Source organism: Bradyrhizobium sp. 1 (assembly GCF_023073315.1).
In the GTDB taxonomy this organism is placed as follows: Bacteria; Pseudomonadota; Alphaproteobacteria; order Rhizobiales; family Xanthobacteraceae; genus Bradyrhizobium.
Genome location: NZ_JADPJH010000037.1, coordinates 207,555 through 226,835, shown reverse-complemented (window position 1 = coordinate 226,835; position 19,281 = coordinate 207,555). Strand labels below are relative to the sequence as shown.

At 64.9% G+C, this 19,281-nt stretch carries 22 protein-coding genes; 11 read left to right on the top strand and 11 right to left on the bottom strand.

The window, feature by feature from the left end; translation table 11 throughout:
* The first annotated feature begins 46 nt into the window (after positions 1–46).
* From IVB29_RS35410 to IVB29_RS35385, 6 genes are all read left to right on the top strand, one after another.
* Positions 47–673, top strand: coding sequence for a PilZ domain-containing protein (locus IVB29_RS35410; protein ID WP_247508056.1), 627 nt, complete (start codon positions 47–49; stop codon positions 671–673).
* Between the two features lie 123 nt (positions 674–796).
* Positions 797–1,810, top strand: coding sequence for an acyl-CoA desaturase (locus IVB29_RS35405; RefSeq protein WP_247508055.1), 1,014 nt, complete (start codon positions 797–799; stop codon positions 1,808–1,810).
* Between the two features lie 95 nt (positions 1,811–1,905).
* Positions 1,906–2,163, top strand: coding sequence for a hypothetical protein (locus tag IVB29_RS35400; RefSeq protein WP_247508054.1), 258 nt, complete (start codon positions 1,906–1,908; stop codon positions 2,161–2,163).
* A 613-nt stretch (positions 2,164–2,776) separates the two neighbouring features.
* On the top strand, positions 2,777–3,817 hold the full coding sequence (locus IVB29_RS35395; protein WP_247508053.1) for a PrsW family glutamic-type intramembrane protease: 1,041 nt from the start codon (positions 2,777–2,779) through the stop codon (positions 3,815–3,817).
* 69 nt (positions 3,818–3,886) lie between these two features.
* On the top strand, positions 3,887–4,465 hold the full coding sequence (locus IVB29_RS35390; protein ID WP_247508052.1) for an HdeD family acid-resistance protein: 579 nt from the start codon (positions 3,887–3,889) through the stop codon (positions 4,463–4,465).
* 236 nt (positions 4,466–4,701) lie between these two features.
* On the top strand, positions 4,702–5,787 hold the full coding sequence (locus IVB29_RS35385) for a 3-deoxy-7-phosphoheptulonate synthase (RefSeq protein ID WP_346731325.1): 1,086 nt from the start codon (positions 4,702–4,704) through the stop codon (positions 5,785–5,787).
* A gap of 55 nt (positions 5,788–5,842) precedes the next feature.
* Here IVB29_RS35385 and IVB29_RS35380 read toward each other — a convergent pair whose 3' ends face one another.
* From IVB29_RS35380 to epmA, 3 genes are read right to left on the bottom strand one after another with little or no spacing between them, the layout of a single operon-like run.
* Positions 5,843–6,094, bottom strand: coding sequence for a hypothetical protein (locus tag IVB29_RS35380; RefSeq protein ID WP_247508051.1), 252 nt, complete (start codon positions 6,092–6,094; stop codon positions 5,843–5,845).
* A gap of 39 nt (positions 6,095–6,133) precedes the next feature.
* A complete protein-coding gene (locus IVB29_RS35375; RefSeq protein ID WP_247508050.1) occupies positions 6,134–7,228 on the bottom strand; it encodes a lysine-2,3-aminomutase-like protein in 1,095 nt (364 codons plus the stop codon).
* Positions 7,225–8,289, bottom strand: a complete 1,065-nt coding sequence (gene epmA, locus IVB29_RS35370) for an EF-P lysine aminoacylase EpmA (protein WP_247508049.1) — start codon at positions 8,287–8,289, stop codon at positions 7,225–7,227. The genes IVB29_RS35375 and epmA overlap by 4 nt, the downstream gene beginning before the upstream one ends.
* A 162-nt stretch (positions 8,290–8,451) precedes the next feature.
* Here epmA and efp point away from each other — a divergent pair, with 162 nt between their 5' ends.
* The 3 genes from efp (at position 8,452) to IVB29_RS35355 (ending at position 11,727) form a co-directional block, all read left to right on the top strand.
* The gene (gene efp, locus IVB29_RS35365; protein WP_247508048.1) at positions 8,452–9,018 is read left to right on the top strand and encodes an elongation factor P; all 567 of its coding nucleotides are present in this window, start codon (positions 8,452–8,454) and stop codon (positions 9,016–9,018) included.
* 17 nt (positions 9,019–9,035) lie between these two features.
* Complete coding sequence (locus IVB29_RS35360) at positions 9,036–10,658, top strand: M23 family peptidase (RefSeq protein ID WP_247508047.1); 1,623 nt, start codon at positions 9,036–9,038, stop codon at positions 10,656–10,658.
* 160 nt (positions 10,659–10,818) lie between these two features.
* Positions 10,819–11,727, top strand: coding sequence for an amino acid ABC transporter substrate-binding protein (locus IVB29_RS35355; protein ID WP_247508046.1), 909 nt, complete (start codon positions 10,819–10,821; stop codon positions 11,725–11,727).
* Between the two features lie 52 nt (positions 11,728–11,779).
* Here IVB29_RS35355 and IVB29_RS35350 read toward each other — a convergent pair whose 3' ends face one another.
* Both IVB29_RS35350 and IVB29_RS35345 read right to left on the bottom strand, forming a co-directional pair.
* The gene (locus IVB29_RS35350) at positions 11,780–12,283 is read right to left on the bottom strand and encodes a cupin domain-containing protein (RefSeq protein WP_247508045.1); all 504 of its coding nucleotides are present in this window, start codon (positions 12,281–12,283) and stop codon (positions 11,780–11,782) included.
* 21 nt (positions 12,284–12,304) lie between these two features.
* Positions 12,305–12,784: a carboxymuconolactone decarboxylase family protein gene (locus IVB29_RS35345; protein ID WP_247508044.1), complete on the bottom strand. Its 480-nt coding sequence runs from the start codon at positions 12,782–12,784 to the stop codon at positions 12,305–12,307.
* 54 nt (positions 12,785–12,838) lie between these two features.
* Here IVB29_RS35345 and IVB29_RS35340 point away from each other — a divergent pair, with 54 nt between their 5' ends.
* A complete protein-coding gene (locus IVB29_RS35340; protein WP_247508043.1) occupies positions 12,839–13,369 on the top strand; it encodes a MarR family winged helix-turn-helix transcriptional regulator in 531 nt (176 codons plus the stop codon).
* Here IVB29_RS35340 and IVB29_RS35335 read toward each other — a convergent pair.
* The 3 genes from IVB29_RS35335 to IVB29_RS35325 all read right to left on the bottom strand — a co-directional run bounded on the left by IVB29_RS35335 (position 13,366) and on the right by IVB29_RS35325 (position 14,240).
* Positions 13,366–13,557 (bottom strand): hypothetical protein, encoded by a 192-nt coding sequence (locus IVB29_RS35335; protein WP_247508042.1) that lies wholly within the window; start codon positions 13,555–13,557, stop codon positions 13,366–13,368. The genes IVB29_RS35340 and IVB29_RS35335 overlap by 4 nt on opposite strands.
* 97 nt (positions 13,558–13,654) lie before the next feature.
* Positions 13,655–13,906 carry a hypothetical protein gene (locus IVB29_RS35330; protein WP_247508041.1) on the bottom strand — a complete coding sequence of 84 codons (252 nt, stop codon included), beginning with the start codon at positions 13,904–13,906 and terminating at the stop codon, positions 13,655–13,657.
* Between the two features lie 73 nt (positions 13,907–13,979).
* Positions 13,980–14,240, bottom strand: coding sequence for a hypothetical protein (locus tag IVB29_RS35325; protein ID WP_247508040.1), 261 nt, complete (start codon positions 14,238–14,240; stop codon positions 13,980–13,982).
* 122 nt (positions 14,241–14,362) lie between these two features.
* On the opposite strand from IVB29_RS35325, the gene IVB29_RS35320 reads away from it, so the two are divergent.
* On the top strand, positions 14,363–15,592 hold the full coding sequence (locus tag IVB29_RS35320) for a lytic murein transglycosylase (protein ID WP_247508039.1): 1,230 nt from the start codon (positions 14,363–14,365) through the stop codon (positions 15,590–15,592).
* Positions 15,593–15,645: 53 nt separating this feature from the next.
* Here the strand turns inward: IVB29_RS35320 and IVB29_RS35315 are convergent, their stop codons facing one another.
* The 3 genes from IVB29_RS35315 to recJ all read right to left on the bottom strand — a co-directional run bounded on the left by IVB29_RS35315 (position 15,646) and on the right by recJ (position 19,245).
* Positions 15,646–16,452 carry an aldolase gene (locus tag IVB29_RS35315; protein WP_247508038.1) on the bottom strand — a complete coding sequence of 269 codons (807 nt, stop codon included), beginning with the start codon at positions 16,450–16,452 and terminating at the stop codon, positions 15,646–15,648.
* 92 nt (positions 16,453–16,544) lie between these two features.
* Positions 16,545–17,354, bottom strand: coding sequence for a glucose 1-dehydrogenase (locus IVB29_RS35310; protein ID WP_247508037.1), 810 nt, complete (start codon positions 17,352–17,354; stop codon positions 16,545–16,547).
* A 49-nt stretch (positions 17,355–17,403) separates the two neighbouring features.
* Positions 17,404–19,245: a single-stranded-DNA-specific exonuclease RecJ gene (recJ, locus tag IVB29_RS35305; protein ID WP_247508036.1), complete on the bottom strand. Its 1,842-nt coding sequence runs from the start codon at positions 19,243–19,245 to the stop codon at positions 17,404–17,406.
* Between the last annotated feature and the right edge of the window lie 36 nt (positions 19,246–19,281).

The window sequence follows — 19,281 nt, the reverse complement described above, 5'->3', positions numbered from 1 at the left end:
TGCTACCGTGGAATTACGGAAACACTCCGAAACACGATTGGCCCCCATGTCCGTCTCCGAGTTCCTCAGGCAGCGAGCAGTGACGGTCACCGTGAGCGGCAGCTACTCGCTGCCGCGCTGGTATGATTGCGAGGGCAAGCTCCGCACCTTCGCCTGCCGCACCAGCCGCGTCTCGCCGTTCCGCATGATGGTGGACGTGCCTGTCGTCGGGAAGGTCGGCGAACGCGTCACCTCCTATTTCCAGGACTTTGGCGAATTCCAGTGCACCATCAGCGCGACGCTGAAGGCGGGCTTCCTGATGGAACTCGACATGACGCGGGCACGGCGCGCCTGGATGTCGGAAAAGCTGACCTGGCTGGAGAAGAAGCAGAAGGACGCCAGCGTCCTGGAGCACCGCAATGACGCGCGCTTCGTTCCGCAGGTCTCGCACACCTTCCTGACGCTTGCTGACGGCAGCACTCATGCCTGCTTCATCATCGACGTCTCCACGGCCGGGGTCGCGATATCCTGCGAATACGATCCGCCGATTGGAACCGCGCTTGCGGTCGGCGCCTGTGTCGGGCGTGTCATCCGCAAATTCGACAACGGCTTTGCGGTCAAATTCGCCGAGAAGCAGCAGCGGGACGACCTGGTCCGGCTGATTGTCCGCACGCCCTTGCTGCAATCGGCCTGATCCGGCCGGATCGATCTTAACTCTTTCTTAACTAAAGGCTGGAGGGAACGGCCCCGGCGCGATAGGGTGTGACCCAGTACGTCCGCAATCATTGCGGGCTTTAAGCGTATTGGAAGTCCTGGAATGTCTATCGCTGATGCCGGGCTCACCCCGGCAGAGATCGCCCAGAGCACGAAGACCGCGGCCAAGCCGCAGCTTCCACCCGGTGTGATCACCGAGGGACCGCTCGTGCAGGCCAAGCTGCGCGAGAGCTATCTCCTCCTCGGCATCCTCTATGTCGGTGCTGTCGCCGGCATCATCTGGGCCATCACCCAGGGCCTCGGCAAGGTCGAGCTGTTTACGTTCGTCTGGATGTTCGCGCTGACGACATTCGGCATCGGCGCCGGCATGCACCGCCTGTTCGTCCATCGCAGCTTCCGCACCGGCCCGATCATGCGCGTGTTCTTCTGCGCCATCGCACAGATGGCGGTGCAGGGCTCGATCGCGAAATGGGTCGCCAACCACCGCCGCCACCATCTCTATGCCGATGACGTCGGCGATCCCCACAGCCCGCAATTCGACGGCTTCGGCAATCGCTATGTCAGCGCGTTGAAGGGTTTCCTGCACGCCCAGGGCAGCTGGGTATTCGACCATGCGACCACCGATAACGAATACTACGCCAAGGATATCCTCGCCGATCCCATCGCGATGTTCTTCGTGCGCACGCGCTGGGTCTGGTACGGGATGTCGGGCGTCTTCATCCCCGGCGTGGTCGGCTACACCTTCGGCGGCGTGCACACCATGATTGGCTGCGTGCTGTTCTCCGGCCTGCTCCGCGCCTATCTGCTGATCTTCGTCAGCCAGTTCACCGGCTCGATCTGCCACGCCTACGGCTATCGCCGCTTCAAGGTCGACGACGCCTCGACCAACGAATTCGTGACCACGATCCTCACCTTCGGCGAGGGTCTGCACAACAACCATCACCGCTTCCCGCGGGACGCCTATATCTCGCACGCCTGGTGGGAGATCGATCTCAACGGCCTGATCATTCTGGGCCTGGAGAAGATCGGCCTCGTCCGCGACGTCTTCCACGCCTCGCACCGTCAGCTGGAGCTGGCGTCCGAAGCGGAGGCGCAGGCGGCCTCGACGGCGCGCTGAACGCCGCCCTATCGCGGCCCCATTGCGGGATCAGCTTTTGAACGTCTGTGCCTCGAGGCCGGACGTCATTTGCAGACTTGCGATCGGGGGACCGGATGGCAGTCGACAAAATCAGAGTTGATAAGATCACCTGGGACAGGGTCGGCCGGGTTACCGAGCCCGGACGCTACATGTACACGTTCGGCTGGCTCACCATCACCGCGGGCGATCTCGATATCTGGAAGCAGTATCCGCAGGCGGCGTTCACTCTGCTCGCGCAGTATCCGCTGCCGGATCAGGCGACCGGCGAGGAGTATCATCTCGGCGCCTTCGACGTTGCGCCCGGGCCGCGGCCGCCGTTCACGACCCACTGAGGCCGTGACGCGGCCGCTCCAGAGCCTTCTACGGCTCTCAGATTCGAGGGGCCACAACGCTCATTTCGCGTAAGGAGCGATTGCGCAAACCGCAGGGCCGCCGCGGAACGCATGGCATGAGCGTTGCTTAATCCTCGCCATGACCCATCTCGCCCCCCTGGACCAAGCCCTTCTGCTGCTGCTGATCTCCGCCTGTCTCGGCTCATGCCTGATCCGCGCCTTCTGGGAGCTGGAGCAGGCCCGCGCCCGGCGTGTCTCGGCGCAGCGCAGGCGCACAACGAAGCGTGACTAGGCAGCCGCCGGCCGCGGCGCCAGGGTGGCGAATGCCGCCTCTGGACTCGCCGCCGGGACACGTGCATCGTGAATCGAAGAAACCTTCGCATTCCCTTGATCCAGTTAGCCAATCGCGGCCGCGTGTCGGCAGCGCGATCGTTCCCATTGACAGCGAGCACGTCCCGTCATGCCGTTGATTGCGCTCGTATTCTCCACGGCATTGGCCGCGCAGATGAACGGAAGCTGTCGCGGCTGTTAAGCGAGGCGACAGCAAGCGCATGACACATGGTCGCATCGGCAGACGTAGATAAGCCGGGCCAGGGAACCTATTTCGACGCCGATGTACCTGATTGAAGCATTACCCACCGTCATCGGAACTGCAGCCATCGCCCCGGCGCTGCTGATGCTGTGGCTTGTCATTGCCGCCGAGGAGCGCCCGGGGCCGCCGGCCCAGGTCTGGACTGCGTTCCTGCTCGGCGCGGCCAGCATTTCGCTGCTGGGCCTCGCCCGCGCCCCCTTCGCCAAGATGGTGGCTGCTCCCGACAATCCCTGGGCAGCGCTGGCCATGCATTCGATCTTCGGCGTCGCCCTGCCGGAGGAAGCCGTCAAGGTGATCGCCATCGTGCTGATCTCCTCGACCAAGCGGCGGACTTTTGCCAATCCGATGGACACCGTGGTCTATGGCGCCGCGGTTGGCCTCGGCTTCGCCGCCTACGAGAACCTCGCCTACCTCGTCCAGCATGCCGAGATGTGGCGCTCGCTGGCGGCGCTGCGCAGCGTGCTGACGGTGCCGTTCCACGGCGCGCTCGGCATCATCGCGGGCGCCTACCTCACGATCGCCCGTGCCGGCACGGCGCTGGGCGCGAACCGCCATCATCGCGACTGGGCCCGCTTGTCCAGCCGCCTGCTGATCTTCGCCGGTCCGCTGGCGCTGCATGCGGCCTTCGACTTCCCGCTGCTCACCCTCCAGCGCATGCCGGATCTCGATCCGAGTTTGCGGATGTGGCTGGGCGGCGCGAGCCTGCTGATCGGCTTCAGCTCGATCGCCTTCGCCATCCGCCTGGTCCGCCGCGTCGCGCGCCACCATGCGCCCCGAACCGAAATCGCACGCGAACGGCTCAGCCAGTTGCGCCGGATGTGGGCGCTGCTGCTCGCCGGCGGCGGCGTCGGTTTCCTCGGCCTCGCCTTCGTGCTGACCTCGATCCATCACTGGCTGATCAACCCGGAGCGCAACCTGACGCTGGCGCTGATCCCGATCGGCTTCGTCTCGATCCTGCTCGGTCTCGCGCTTCTGATCGTCACGATCGCGATCTACATTCTCGGCCGTAACCGCGTTCGCACCAGTGGCGAAGGTTTTTCGTCAGCGCACGGCGGCGGTTGAGCCGCGGGATGGCAAGCGCGCTGTGCGCGCACTAGACTGAGCACACAGTTCTCGATCCGGAGCCCCACCATGCCGTCGCCCGAAGATTTCACACGGCTGCAATCCGCCATGAGCCAAACGGTGAAAGCGCATTGGAAGGCCTTTTTGTTCGAAGGCATCCTGCTTGCCGTGCTGGGCATCGCCGCGCTGATCGTGCCGCCGCTCGCCAGTCTCGCCATCGCGATTGTCCTCGGCTGGATGTTTTTGATCAGCGGCATCGGCGGGCTGATCGTGACCTATTGGGCGCGCAGCACGCCGGGCTTCTGGTGGTCGCTGATCTCGGCGGCGCTCGCCGTGCTTGCCGGCATGCTGCTGCTGGCGAGGCCGATGCAGGCCGTGCTGACGCTGACCATCGTGCTCGGCGCCTATTTCCTCGCTGAGGGCGTCGCCACCATCATGTACGCACTGGAGCACCGCCGCGAGCCGAGCGGCCGCTGGTCATGGTTGCTGATCTCGGGCCTCATCGACATCGCGATCTCCTTCATGGTGATCACGGGATTGCCGAGTTCGGCAGATTGGGCGATCGGCATCCTCGTCGGCATCAACCTGCTGTTCGGCGGTGCCACCCTGATCGGCGTGGCCCTGGCGGCACGCAACAGCAACAGTTGAGACGCCTCGTCGCGTCCTGCGCCGATTAGGGGGGTGACAACCCGCCGATGGCGCGCTATATGACGCTCCATGATCACCGTCGCCACCAGCTTTTATTGGTACTTTAGCTACGACAGCTCGCTGGCGGTGGGAGGATCACGCTCAATCTGACAAATTGGAGCATCTAGTCCGAACAGCCGCCAGACCTGGCGGCTTTTTTATTGGCCGGCAGGTTCTCAAAATGACAGGAGCCCGCCGTGCTGAGCACGACAGACGATCTTCGTATCCGCGAACTGAAAGAGCTGAGCACGCCGGATGAGGTGATGCGGGAGGTCCCGCGCACGCTCACCGCAACGCGAGTGGTGATGGCTGCACGCAACGCCGTCCACGCCATCCTCAATGGCCAGGACGACCGCCTGCTGGTCGTGGTCGGCCCGTGCTCGGTGCATGATCCCAAGGCCGCGCTCGACTATGCCGAGCGGCTTGCAAGCTTGCGCGAGGACCTCGCCGACCAGCTCGAGATCGTGATGCGGGTCTATTTCGAGAAGCCGCGCACCACTGTCGGCTGGAAGGGACTGATCAACGATCCTGATCTGGATGGCAGCTTCGACATCAACAAGGGCCTGCGTCTCGCGCGCAACGTGCTGTCGGCCGTGAACAATCTCGGCCTGCCCGCCGGTGCCGAATTCCTCGACATGACGACGCCGCAATACATCGCCGACCTCGTGTCCTGGGCCGCGATTGGCGCGCGCACGACCGAGAGCCAGATCCATCGCGAGCTGGCCTCGGGGCTGTCCTGCCCGGTCGGCTTCAAGAACGGCACCGACGGCAATGTGCGCATCGCTGCCGACGCCGTGAAGTCAGCCTCGCATCCGCATCATTTCATGGCGGTGACGAAGCTCGGCCGCTCAGCGATCGCTTCGACCGCAGGCAACGAGGACTGCCACATCATCCTGCGCGGCGGCAGCAAGCCGAACTACGACGCGGCGAGCGTCGCGGAGGCCTGCAACGATCTGGCGAAAGCCGGCGTCGCGCCGCTGGTGATGGTGGATGCGAGCCACGCCAATTCGAGCAAGAAGCCGGAGAACCAGCCGCTGGTCATGGCCGACATCGCCGGGCAGATCTCGGGCGGCGAAAACCGCATCATGGGCGTGATGATCGAGAGCAATCTCGTCGCCGGCCGCCAGGACGTGGTCCCGGGCAAGCCGCTCGTCTACGGCCAGAGCATCACCGACGGCTGCATCGACTGGGCTACGACCGAAACCGTGCTCAAGCAGCTTGCTGATGCGGTCGAAATTCGGCGCAACACCCAGCGCGCGGGCCTGCACGAGCGGACGGCGTAAGCCTGAAAAACGCGGGCGGGGCGAGCTGTCGCGCCCTGCCCGCAACTATCCTGCTCTAGCAGCCGCGGCAGATGCTCTTGATCTTCTTGTCGAGCGCCGCGTCTTCCTTGTTCACGGGATTGTTCGGGTCGCTCAGATTCTTCTCGTTCGGCACCTCGCCGGCGCGCGGCTGTCGATGGCCGACGGGAGCCTGCGGCAACGATCCAGAGCTCGCGCCGCTGGATGTCGATCCCTTGGTGCCGGTCTGCGCGACCGCCGCGCCGCCAAGCAAGACCACGAGCGCTGCTGCCACCATGATCTTCTTCATGTCCGATCCTCCATTCTCAAACCGGCGTTCTCTCAGCCTTCAGGTCTCGGGCGGATAGAGATGAACGTCGCCGCAATAATCCACGATACGATAGCGCGTTTCGCTTTCCGCTTCACGCGCATCCGCTGCGGTATTTTGTACCGCCAACACATAATTTGGTCCGACCGGCGACTTGCCAGCGCCGCCGGGAATGTCGATGACATAGTCAGGTTGGCACAACCCTGACACACGCCCGCGCAACTGCCGCATTAAATCCTGGCCTTCCGCCAGCGTCGTTCGCAAATGCACGGTGCCCGGCGCGAGATCACCGTGATGCAGATAATAGGGCTTGATCCGGCACTCGACGAAAGCTCGCATCAAATCCGACAAAGCCGCGATGTTGTCATTGACGCCGCGCAAAAGCACGGACTGGCTCACCAGGGGAATTCCGGCATTGACCAGCCGCGCACAGGCGGCGCGCGCCGGACCCGTCAGCTCCCGCGCATGATTGGCATGCACGGCGACCCAGGTGGTCGCGCCTTCGACCTTCAGCGCGGCGACCATTTGGTCGCTGATCCGCGCAGGATCGGCCACGGGCACGCGGGTGTGGAGGCGGATGATCTTGACGTGATCGATGCCGGCAAGATCGGCCATGATCTCGCTCATCCGTCGCGGCGACAGCATCAGGGGATCGCCGCCGGTCAGGATCACCTCCCAGATCTCGCTGTGCGCGCGGATGTAATCGATTGCCGCGCGATAGGCGGTCTCCGGCAGCGCATTCTCCTTGCCGGGGCCGACCATCTCGCGGCGGAAGCAGAAGCGGCAGTAGACTGCGCAGACGTGAACGAGCTTGAACAGCACGCGATCGGGATAGCGATGCACGATGCCGGTAACAGGCGAATGCGGGTGATCGCCAATCGGATCGGCGTTCTCGCCCGGCTGCATCTCGAGCTCTGCTTCCGTCGGAACGAATTGCCGCGCGATGGGATCGTCGGGATCGGACTTGTCGATGAGTTCGACCAGCGCCGGTGTGATCGCCACCGCGTAGCGCGCGACGACGCGCTCCAGCGCAGGCAGCGCGGTGGCAGGCACGAGGTCCGCGGCCACGAGTTCGGCCGGCTCGCGCAATGTCCGTGCAAGATTGGTCTTCGTCATCTCTCACTTAACGTTTCATTTGCAGGCGGCGTCCACACTACCTGATCGACCCGCGCGGCGCCGCTGGCCAGCATCACCAGCCGGTCGAAGCCGAGCGCGACGCCGCTTGCCTCCGGCATGGCGGCGACCGCGGCCAGAAAATCCTCGTCCAGCGGGTAGGCCTCGCCATACCGGCGCTGCTTCTCCGCCATCGATTCCGTGAAGCGCTTGCGCTGCTCCTCGGCGTCGGTCAGTTCGCCAAAGCCGTTGGCGAGCTCGACGCCGCAAGCATAGACCTCGAACCGTTCCGCGACCCTGGGATCGCTAGCCTTCACGCGCGCCAGCGCCGCCTCCGGAGATGGGTATTCGAACAGGATGGTCAAACGCCCCTGCCCCAGATGCGGCTCGACATGCTCGACCAGGACCTTGCTGAAGACGTCCGACCAGGTGTCATCCTCGGCCAGACGAACCTTGCCGGCGGCAGCCTGGGCGAGCGCGGCACGGTTACCCTCGTTGCCGGAGATTGTCGACAGCAGGTCGATGCCGGCGAAGCGCTCAAAGGCGCCCGCGACCGTCAGCAGCTCCGGCTCGGCGAAGGGATCAGCGGTCCGGCCGCCGAACGAGAACGTTCCGATCCCGGTCGCCTGCGCCGCGCGGGCGATCACGACGACGGTGTCGGCGATGATGGCGTCATAGGGGGCGCCGGCCCGGTACCATTCCAGCATGGTGAATTCAGGCAGATGCAGGTCGCCCCGCTCGCGGTCCCGGAACACCCGGGCGAACTCGAAAATCCGCTCTTCGCCGGCCGCCAGGAGCTTCTTGCAGGCGAATTCCGGCGATGTCCGCAAGTAACGGCTGGCCCGGCTGCCATCCGGTCGCATGATTTCGGTTCGGGGGGCGTGCAGATGGGTCTCGTTGCCCGGGGAGACCTGGAGCACGGAGGTTTCGACCTCGACAAAGCCCTGTTCGGCGAAAAAGCCCCGTAGAGCCCCGGTAATGAGCCCTCTCGCCGTTAGGAACGGCCGCCGGTCGAGGTGCCGCGCGGGCGACCAGAACGGCGAAATCGGCTTGTCCCCAGCCATCAGCCGGCCACCCTGCAGACCAGCAAAATGCTGGCATTCAACGACAAAATGCGTATGTTGCGGCCCGAAACGGGCGCCGAGGTCTGATTTGAGGCCCCAGGTCCCCCATCAATTTGACCACGTCCTGGCCGGTGCCGGGCCAAGCAAGCAGGAAATACAGCTTTGAGAGTCATCGCCAGTTCTATTCGCAAGGGCAACGTGATCGAGCAAGACGGCAAGCTTTATGTCGTCGTGAGTGCCGAGAACATCCATCCCGGCAAGGGCACTCCGGTCAGCCAGATCGAAATGCGCCGAATCTCGGACGGGGTAAAGATCTCCGAGCGCTACAAGACCACCGACCAGGTCGAGAAGGCCACCATCGAAGAGCGCAACTTCACCTTCCTGTACGAAGATGGTGACGGCTACCACTTCATGAACCCTGAGAGCTATGATCAGGTCCAGGTGCCCAAGGACGTCGTCGGCGATGCCGCCGCCTATCTTCAACCGGAAATGACCGTTAAGCTGTCGACCCACGACGTCAACGTGGTCTCGCTCGCGCTGCCGCAGCGCGTGACGCTGGAAGTGGTCGAGACCGAGCCCGTGACCAAGGGCCAGACCGCCTCCTCCTCGTACAAGCCGGCGATTCTCTCCAACGGCGTGCGCACCACCGTGCCGCCGCACATCGCTGTCGGCACCCGCATCGTGGTGATGACCGAGGACGGCTCCTACTCCGAGCGCGCCAAGGACTAAGCGAGGGATCAGGGCAGGTGCCGCCGGGGGGCGAGACAGTGGTTGGGAACAGTTTCCGCTTCGTCTCGCTTCTGCTGGCGTCGCTATCGCTCCTCACGGCCACCCCGCTCGCTGCGGATGAGATCCGCAGCCCGTCACTCACGGCCCTGCGCGTCGATTGGCGCGCAGCGCTCGACCAGCTCCGCACCGAAATCAACAGCCGCCCCCAGATCGCGGGCGATTTCATCTTCGTGCCGCGCCGCTCCGTGCCGCGCTACGATCCGCGCGCGATGCCTGCGCTGGTGCAGCTCAACGCGGTCTCCTCGCAATTCTTCACCGGCATCGCCCGCAGCTCCGTACCGGTGCTGCTGCCGTTCGACGCCGCCGCGTATCTCGAGGGTCAGCGCAGCGGCGCGCCAGCAACCCTCGCGCTGTCGCGCTACCAGGCCGATTTCAATCCCGCCGACATGTTCGACGCCGGCCCCGCAGGCTACAGCGCGACGTTCTCGTTCGAGCCCGGCGCCGGTGACGGCATGCCGAGCCGGGTCTACGCCAGGCCCGTCGAGGTGCAGATCACGGGCTCGGCGCTGATCTACGACATCGCCGATCCCGCCGGCGGCAAGGGCGAACCTGTCAAGCCGCTTGCGGCAACCTATCCGGACCTGCGCAGGTTCATCAGGGAAGGTTATGTCCGCTACGCCTTCACGCGTTTCGGTGTTGCCTATGTGGTATCGGTCCAGTGCCTCGATAGCGTCGCGAAACCGCGCCGGCTCGCCTGCAAGGAAGCCTATCCGGTTGCCGAGCGCTTCCTGAAGGCGCTTCACGTCGCCGGCGGCCAGCGCATGCGGCCGCTCGCGGACCTGGCCTCCAGCATCATCGATCGTCCCACGGTGCGTTCAGCGGATTTCAGCTACCGGCCGAGCGGCGACATCATCCCGAACACCGGTTACCGCAATAGGAGCGGCCATCCCGATGTGATGGCCTATGCCCAGATCCGCTTTCCGCTGGAGAAAGCGCCCGCTTTCGTACGCTCGCAGTCCTATGGCAAGCGCGACAAGAGCGACGGGCCGACCGCCTATTCCTGGCGCGACAATTTCTGCGAGTCCCGCAGCTTCGAGGTCTGGCAATGCGGCGGTGGTTACGGTCACCAGGGCGAGGACATCCGCGCCGCCGACTGCCCGCCATCAGGCGAAGGCCGCGAACCCTGTGATCCCAAGCAGCGCGCCGTCATCGCGGCGCGCGACGCCATCGTGATCCGTGCCGCCAAGGACCAGGCCGCGACGCTCGAGATCAACAGCCGCACCGAGCACATCCGCTTCCGCTACATGCACATGAACCCGCAGGCGATGAACGCCGACGGCCTGCTCAACGGCCGTCTCGTCATCGAAGGCGAGAAGATCGGCCTGGTCTCGAACTACCTCGACCATCCCGCCGGCACCTCGATGCACCTGCATTTCGATGTCCAGGTGTTCACCCGAGACGGCTGGATCTGGGTCAGTCCCTACGTCACGCTGGTCTCCGCTTATGAACGCCTGATCCACGCCCGCGGCCGCGAGATCGGCCCGGAGATCGCGGGCGGCCCGCAGCCGGTGGCGCATGCGCTCCCCGAGGATGTGATCAAGCCGGATTTGCGCGAGGGATCGAGCGGCGAGGAGAATTGAGGCAGTTCGCGCCTCATCGCTCGGCGCGGCTCGATGACAATCCGATGACAGCTCCACCGCGCACGGCCTGATAAGGCCGGCTTCCAAGTCAACCGCCCCAGCCTCCTCTGGCCCCGGAATTGCTTTGCTTCCCACAGGCTCACTGAAGGAAGGGAAGCACATGCGTAGTCTCACCACGGCGGCTGTTCTGGCCATCGCGTTCGCCATGCCGGTTCATGCGCAGGAGCTGACCGGCACGCTGAAGAAGATCAAGGAGACCGGTGCGATCACGCTCGGGGTGCGCGACAGTGCGGTGCCCTTCAGCTATATCGACGAGAAGCAGAAGACGGTCGGCTACGCCATCGACATCTGCATGAAGATCGTCGAGGAGATCAAGGCCGAGCTGAAGCTGGACAAGCTCGCGGTCAATGAGAACCTGGTCACCTCGTCCAACCGCATTCCGCTGATGGCAAACGGCACCGTCGATCTCGAATGCGGCTCGACGACCAACAACGCCGATCGCCAGAAACAGGTGTGGTTCACCAACACGCATTTCCTCACGGCGAGCCGCTTCGTCTCCAAGAAGGCCTCGAAGCTCGATCAGGTCGAAGATCTCAAGGGCAAGGCCGTCGTCTCGGTCTCGGGCACGACCAATATCACTCAGCTCAACAAGGCCAATGCTGCGCGCTCGCTCGGCATCAACGTCATGAACGCCAAGGACGTCCCCGAGGCGTTCCTGATGGTCGAGACTGACCGCGCCGAGGCCTTCGTCATGGACGATATCCAGCTTGCGGCCATGATCGCCTCCTCGAAAGATCCATCGCTCTACGCGATCAGCACCGGCGCGTTTTCCGATCCCGAGCCTTACGGCATCATGCTGCGCAAGGACGACGCGGCGTTCAAGGCCGTGGTCGATCGTGCGACTGCAAAGCTCTACAAGAGCCCAGAGATCGAAAAGATCTACAACAAATGGTTCATGGAGCCGGTGCCGCCGCGCGGCCTGAACTTCCACGTACCCATGCCGGTCTCGATGAAGAAGTCGTTCGAGCACCCGTCGGACAATCCAGATCCGGCTTCGTACGGAGGTTGATGGCAATTGGAGGCGTAGCCCGGATCGCGCTTCGCACCATCCGGGCTACGAACTAATCCAGATATGTCGTCAGCTGCGCCCCCTCGTCCGCCACGAACACCGCGATCAATTCCGCCGGCTCGGTGGCGCTGGCGTTCGCCGACACCAGATGCGTCGCGCCTGGCGGCTCAAAGAACGACTGGCCGACGCCAAACGTCTCCACCGGCCCGCCGCCGAGCTGCGAGCGGATCTCGCCCTTCGTGATGTAAGCCGTCACCGAGCCTGCGTGATGATGCGGCCGCGAAAATCCCCCGGGACCATAGAAGACACGCACGATGGTCACGCGCTTGCCCGGCACGTTCGGCAGCGCGTAGGACCCGATCGGCTCGACCTTGTCGAGCGGTGAGCTCTCGGCAGCAGTGGCGCAGAGCGGCGCCAGCGCTCCGGAGACGGTGTCCATCGTTACTGGCAACGCCCTGCCGATCGCCAGCGCGCAGGCGAGCCCGCCGACAACGGCCAGCGCCGTCGAGCGCCGCGGCACCAGCCGCTGCGCGGTGTTCAAACTCATTGCTGTCATGACCACCTCCCCTTGTTCTGATCAGGATGCCGAGGCATTCGCAGAGACCGGCCGCTCCGCCGGCGTCCACCGAAAGGCTGCGCCGAACCGGTTCCAGACGTTGATCGAAGCAATTGCCGACGTCAGGTACATCAACTCGGTCTCGGAGAATTCGCGCTGCACCTCGGCATAGACCTCGTCGCCGAAGCCATCGGGCAGCAGGGTCAACGCCTCGGCCCAGGCCAGCGCCGCACGCTCCCGCGCCGAGAACATCGGCGCCTCGCGCCAGACCGCGACCAGGTGAAGTTTGTCCAGGGGCACGCCAAGCCGTTCAGAGAGGAGAATGTGATGCTGGACGCAGAAGGCGCAGCCATTGATTTGCGACGCCCGCAACTTGACCAGCTCGAGAAGCTGCTTGTCGAGGCCGGCCTCGGCCGCAACCTGGCCCAGCGCCAGTACCAGATCGTACGCATCGGGCGCGATCCGCTTGAAATCCTCGTATTCGCTGCGGGCGTGTGACATTGCCGTTGACCTCGTGCTATTGTAACAGTGCTTATATCTTATAAGAGCACTTACATGACACGCAAGACCGCTGACGTCACAAGATCGAAAACCTCGCGTAAGCCCCCTGCCGACAACGGCGCCGTTCGCGTGCCCGCGCCCGGCGAAGGCAAGCGCGGCGAACAAGGCTATCTCGGTTATCTCTTGCGCCAGGCCCATGCCGCAGTCCGCCTGACGATGGAACGGACGCTGGCCGATCTCGGCGTGACATCGCCGCAATTCGCGGTGCTGACGATGCTCAACGCCTATCCGGGACTATCAGGCGCCGACGTCGCCCGGCTCACCTTCCTCACCCCGCAGACGGTCGGGGTCATCATCCGCAACCTTGAACGCGACGGTGCGATTGTGATGACGCCCCATCCCGTCCACGGCCGCATCCAGCAATGGACGCTGACGGCGCGCGGCGCGACGCTGCTGAAAGCATGCAGGGAGCGCGTCGTCGCGCTGGAGAAGCGGCTTGCTGGCGGCCTCGATGCCAAGGCCGAGGCGAGTATTCGCCGGTGGCTCGCTAACGTCGCAACCGAACTGCAGGACGACCAGACCTAGTCGCCGCCGCCTCCGTCACCACCGCAGCCGCCGTCACTACCATCGGCATCCAAGAAGTCGCCGCCCGAGGCGCCGTCCCCATGGATACCACGACCAACGTTCTCGGCGATGATCATCAGGATAACGACGAACAGCCCCGCGCCGAACGGCCAGGGGTTGGTACGGATGATGTCGAACAGCTCCCGCATGCGCGCATTCTGCGCGACAAGAACGAATCGACCGTAAAACGGCTGACAAAAAACTCGACGCAAAAAGCCCGGGGATTGGCACCTGCGAACCGGTGACCTACCCGCCCTTCAACGCTTTCTTAACCTCGCCGTCGGGCCAGGTTTCGCCCGCCACGATCACCCGCACGCGGCTCTGGTCGGTGCCATTCACCAGCACATGCGAACTCACCCGGTCACGGCTCGGCTCCAGGTGCAAATCGGTTTCAGGCTTCCAGCCCAGCGTGGTCGCGAGATCACCGGCGAAAATCTGCCATTGCGATCCGTCGTCGAGTTCGACGACATGGCTTTCCGCATGCGCGCGTATCTTCATTCCACCCCGAATGCTCGATGAACAGACTGCGTGCGGAAGACGGGCCCCGACGATCGGCCGGGGCCCTGCTCCGTCAGTCGTTGTCGTGATGAATCACAGTCTTGCTGCGATTGCCGTATTCATCTTCCTTCTTGATCACGGTGGTGCGGTCGGCAGGCGCACGCTCCTTGATGACCGTGGTGCGGTCGCGATCGCGGTCCCGCTCGCGATACTCGGGGGACTGACCGACTGTCACGCCAGCACCGACCGGGCCGACATGAACACCGACTTCGTCAGCGAACGCAGGCGCCGCGATGGCGGTGACCATGGCAGCGGCAAACAAATATTTCCGCATTTTCTCATCCTCCAGTGTGTGCGGAGGGAATGCCCAGTGCGACACTTTGTTCCGGAGGATACCAAGTTCCTGTGTTCCCGGAACCTGCTCACAGACGCCGTTTTTCCCGCTAGAATGGCTTCATGAAACAAGCTGATTCCTCGGCCCATCACACCCGTCGCGCCCTGCTGAACTCCGCGCTCGGCGCTGCCGCCCTGCTCGCGTCACCTGCGCGCGTCCTCGCAGCCCCTCCTGGCTTTGACGAATGGCGCGAGGGTTTTCGCGCACGCGCCATGGCGAAAGGCATCTCGGCGGCGACATGGCAGCGCGCGATGGCGCGGGTCGAACCCGACATGAGCGTGTTCAAGCAGATGCGCAACCAACCCGAATTCCACGAGCAGGTCTGGCAATACATCAACCGCCGCGTCTCCGACTGGCGCATCATCAACGGCAAGATCGCGCTGAAGAACAACGAGGCGCTGCTGGCGCGCATCGAGCGCGATTTCGGCGTCGAGCGCGGCACGCTGCTGGCGCTATGGGGCGTGGAGTCCGCCTATGGCGATCCCCTGGTGCAGCAGAACCACATGACGCCGGTGTTTCCCTCGCTTGCGGCGCTCGCCTGGAACGAGCCGCGCCGAAAAGCCTATTGGGAGACCGAGCTGATCAACGCGCTACGCATCGTCGACATGGGCTGGAGCACGCCGGAGCAGATGCAGGGCTCCTGGGCCGGCGCGATGGGCCATTCGCAATGGATGCCTGAGGTCTGGCTCAATGTCGGCATCGACTATGACGGCGACGGCAAAGTGTCACCGTTCGGCAAGCCGGATGATGCGCTGGGATCGACGGCAAAATATCTCGTCAATCGCGGCAAGTGGCACCGCGGCGAGCACTGGGGCTACGAGGTGCGCGCGTCCGGCGAGGCGAGCGGCGCCCGGACCTATGCGGCGTGGGCTTCAGCGGGCGTCACCCGCGCCGACGGCCAGCCGTTTCCGCAGCCAAACGCATCCGCGCAGATATGGACGCCAGTCGCAGGTGGACCAACGTTCCTGCTGGGACCGAATTTTAACGCGGTGAAGAGTTACAATCCCTCGATGAACTATGCGCTCGCGATCTGCCATCTCGGCGACCGCTGCCTCGGTGCGCCACCTTTCATCCAGCCCTTCCCTGGCTCCGAGCGCGCGCTGACGCTCGCCGAGGTGCAGGAGATGCAGACGCGGCTGACCAAGGCCGGTTTCGATACCGGCGGCACCGACGGCCGCGTCGGCAACGACACCATGAAGGCGATCAAGGATTTCCAGCAGCGCGCGGGGATTGCGCCTGCGGATGGCTATGGCGGGCTGAAGGTGTTGGCGAAGCTGCGGCAGGGGTCGTAGCAGCCGTCATTCCGGGGCGCGCGAAGTGGCCCGCCCCGGAATGACAGCCTGCCTCAGTGTCTATACTGCGGCTCTTCCGCATCGAGCTGCCGGCGGACCGCGGCGAGATGCAGCCGCGCGGATTCGGAATCGCCATCGCGCATCTGCTTGTAGGTCTCGGCGGCGATGGCGGCATCGACCGGCAGCACTTTCCGCCCCGTCGACATCGCCAGCACCTGCACCTCGGCCGCGCGTTCGAGATAATAGAGATCGTCCCAGGCCTCCGCGATGGTCGGCGCCAGCACCATCACGCCGTGATGCTTCATGAAGACGATGTCGGCATTGCCGACGGCGGACGCGATGCGCGCGCCTTCACGGTTGTCGAGCGCGAGACCGTTATAGTCGCGGTCCACCGCCGTGCGGCCGTAGAATTTCAGCGCGGTCTGGCCGGCCCAGATCAGGGGATCTCCCTCGGTCATCGACAGCGCGGTCGCATAGGGCATGTGGGTGTGGAAGGCGACCTTGGCGCGCGGCAGGCGCTTGTGCATCTCGGCGTGGATGTAGAAGGCGGTCGCCTCGGGCACGCCCTCGCCGTCGAGCACGTTGCCGTGGAAGTCGCAGATCAGGAGTTTTGACGCGGTGATCTCGCGGAAGGCGTAGCCGTAGGGATTGACGAGGAAAAGATCGTCATGGCCCGGCACCACGGCCGAGAAATGGTTGCAGATGCCCTCCTCAAAACCGTTGCGCGCGGCCATGCGGAAGCAGGCGGCAAGGTCTTCGCGCGCAGTGCGAATGGAGTCGGTGGCGAGGTCGGGCCGGTTTGACCCCACTGAGGCGGTTGCGGACGCAGATGAAGCGGCGTGGGACAGGCTGTGCGCCATGGCAGGGAAACCTCGTTTGATCGGCTCCTGGCGTTGTACAGGGGCGACGCGCAAGCGTCAGCCCCTCGTCGCGCCGCCCTGCCCTGCGTCGACTACGCCCGCCGCGGCACGCCGCCGGCGTTCATGCCGCCGTCGATGACGAGCTCGCTGCCGGTGACGTAGCGCGAGGCATCCGACGCCAGATACAGCACGCCGGAGGCGATCTCCGCGGCCTGGCCAGAGCGGCCGAGCGGCGTGACGACGCGCGCACGCTCCTCCGGATCGATCGGCGCGTTCTGGCCCGCGCCGGTCGCACCGGTCGGGATCTTGCCCCAGATCGGCGTGTCGATGATGCCGGGATGCACGGAGTTGACGCGGATGCCGTCGCCCGCCGCCGCGCACTCCATCGCGATCGATTTGGCGAACAACCGCACGCCGCCCTTGGTCGCCGAATAGGCCGACAGGCCGGGCGAGCCGCGCAGGCCCGCGAGCGAGGACATCATGACAATCGAGCCGCCGCCGTTCCTGCGCATCAACGGCAGGCAGTGCTTGACCGAGAGAAACACGCCGTCGAGATTGATCGCGTTCTGCTTGCGCCAGTCTCCCAGCGTCATATCGACGATCGAGGGTACGGCGATGCCGATGCCGGCATTGGAGACCATGATGTCGAGCCGGCCGTAGCGCTTTGCGATCTCGGCGACGATCTCGATCCAGCGCTCCTCGCTGGTGACGTCCTGTTCCAGGAAGATTGCCTTGCCGCCGGCTTCTGTGATGCGGTTTGCAAGCTCGGGGCCGCGCAGCTCGTCGATGTCGGTTGCAATGACGGTCGCACCCTCGCGCGCGAACAGCTCGACGATGGCCTCGCCAATGCCGGACGCGCCGCCCGTCACCAGCGCGACCTTGCCCTCAACCTGCCCTGCCATGTTCACTCCCTTTTTTGTTGTTTGAGCGAGTTATCTTCCTCGCATGATCTTATCTAATCACGGATGGCCCCTGGTCCGGTAGCGCAACGTCGACGACGCGGAATTGCACGCGCTCGGCGCCCTGATAGCGGTCGACCGACAATGATCCCGCGACATGCAATTGCTGGCCGCGATTGGCGACAAGCGCATTGCCAAGCTTCTGGCCGACCGAACGGAATGCGATGCCGTTGACGACGGCGCCGTCGCCCGACTTGAAGCGAAGCCTCAAATGGGCTTGGCCGACCTCGTCGGCATAGACGAGCTGATGCGCCGGCAGCGCCAGCACGGCTTCCGGATTGCCGCTGCCGAAGGGACCGGCGCGGTTGAGGGTGGTCGCAAGCTCCGTTGTCACCGCACGGGCGGAGACCGCGCCGTCGATATAGAGCTCATTGACGTGGCGCGCCGCGGCGACGTCACGCGCGAGCGCATTTTCGAGATAGGCGCGGAATTCGGCGAGCTTCTCTTTCCGCAGCGTGACGCCTGCGGCCATCGCGTGGCCGCCGCCCTTCAGCAAGATGCCGTCGGTGACTGCCTGCCGCACCGCCTTGCCGATGTCGACGCCGGCGATCGAGCGGCCCGAGCCGGTGCCGATGCCGCCAGGCTCAAGTGCGATCGCAAAGGCGGGCCGCGAGAATTTCTCCTTCAGGCGCGAGGCCACGAGACCAACCACGCCGGGATGCCAGCCTTCGGAGGCCGTCACGATCACATTGAGCTTGTCCTCCAGCCCGATCGAGGCCAGCGCTTCCGCTTCGGCCTGCGCTTCCGCAGCCTGCTCGATGACGCGGCGCTCGCTGTTGAGACGGTCAAGCTCGGCGGCAATCCGCGCGGCCTCGACACTGTCGCCTTCGAGCAGCAGCCGCACGCCGAGATCGGCGCGACCGATGCGGCCGCCGGCGTTGACGCGCGGGCCCAGCATGAAGCCGAGATGCCAGGCCTCCGGCGGGCTGTTGAGCCGCGCCACGTCCATCAGCGCGGTATGGCCGACATGGTCGCGCCGCCGCATCGCGATCAGCCCTTTGGCGACGAACGCGCGGTTGAGACCGATCAGTGGCGCGACGTCGGCGACGGTGCCGAGGGCGACATGATGCAGCATCCCGAGCAGATCGGGCTCGGGCATCTCCGCATTCCAGAAGCCGCGCTGGCGCAGCTCGCGGTTGACCGCGACCAGCGTCACCAGTACGAGGCCGACGGCCGCGAGATGGCCGAGGCCGGAGAGATCGTCGAGCCGGTTCGGATTGACCAGTGCATCGACCTCCGGCAACTCCGTGCCGGCCTGGTGATGATCGATCACGACGACGGACATGCCGAGCCGCTTGGCTTCGGCCAGCGGCTCGATGCTGGTGGTGCCGCAATCGACGGTGACGAGCAGCGTGGCGCCCTTCGCCGCCAGCCCGCGAACGGCATCGACGTTCGGGCCATAGCCTTCAAAAATGCGGTCTGGAATGTGGATCAGCGGATCGAGCCCGCAATGACGCAGGTGCCAGGCCAGCAGCGCCGCCGAGGTCGCGCCGTCGACATCGTAGTCGCCGAAGATCGCGACCGTCTCACCCTTCGCTGCCGCGTCCGCGATGCGCTTCGCGGCAGCCTCCATCTCCGTCACCGTGTACGGGTCCGGCATGAGCTTCCGGATGGTCGGATCGAGGAAGTCGGCAACGGCGTCGCTATCGACCCCGCGGCCCGCCAGCACCCGGGCCAGCAGCTCCGGCAATTGGTGCTGCTGCACGATGGCGAGCGCCTTGGCCGCCCCCCGCGCGTCCAGCCGGTCGCGCCAGAGCTTGTCGGTGAGCGAGCGCGCCACCCCCAGGAACGCCTGGGGCGCCTCGACGGGAAATGCGGTAGCTGGTGGCGTCATGAATCGGGACTGGCTGTTGGGAACTCCAGGCCCGGG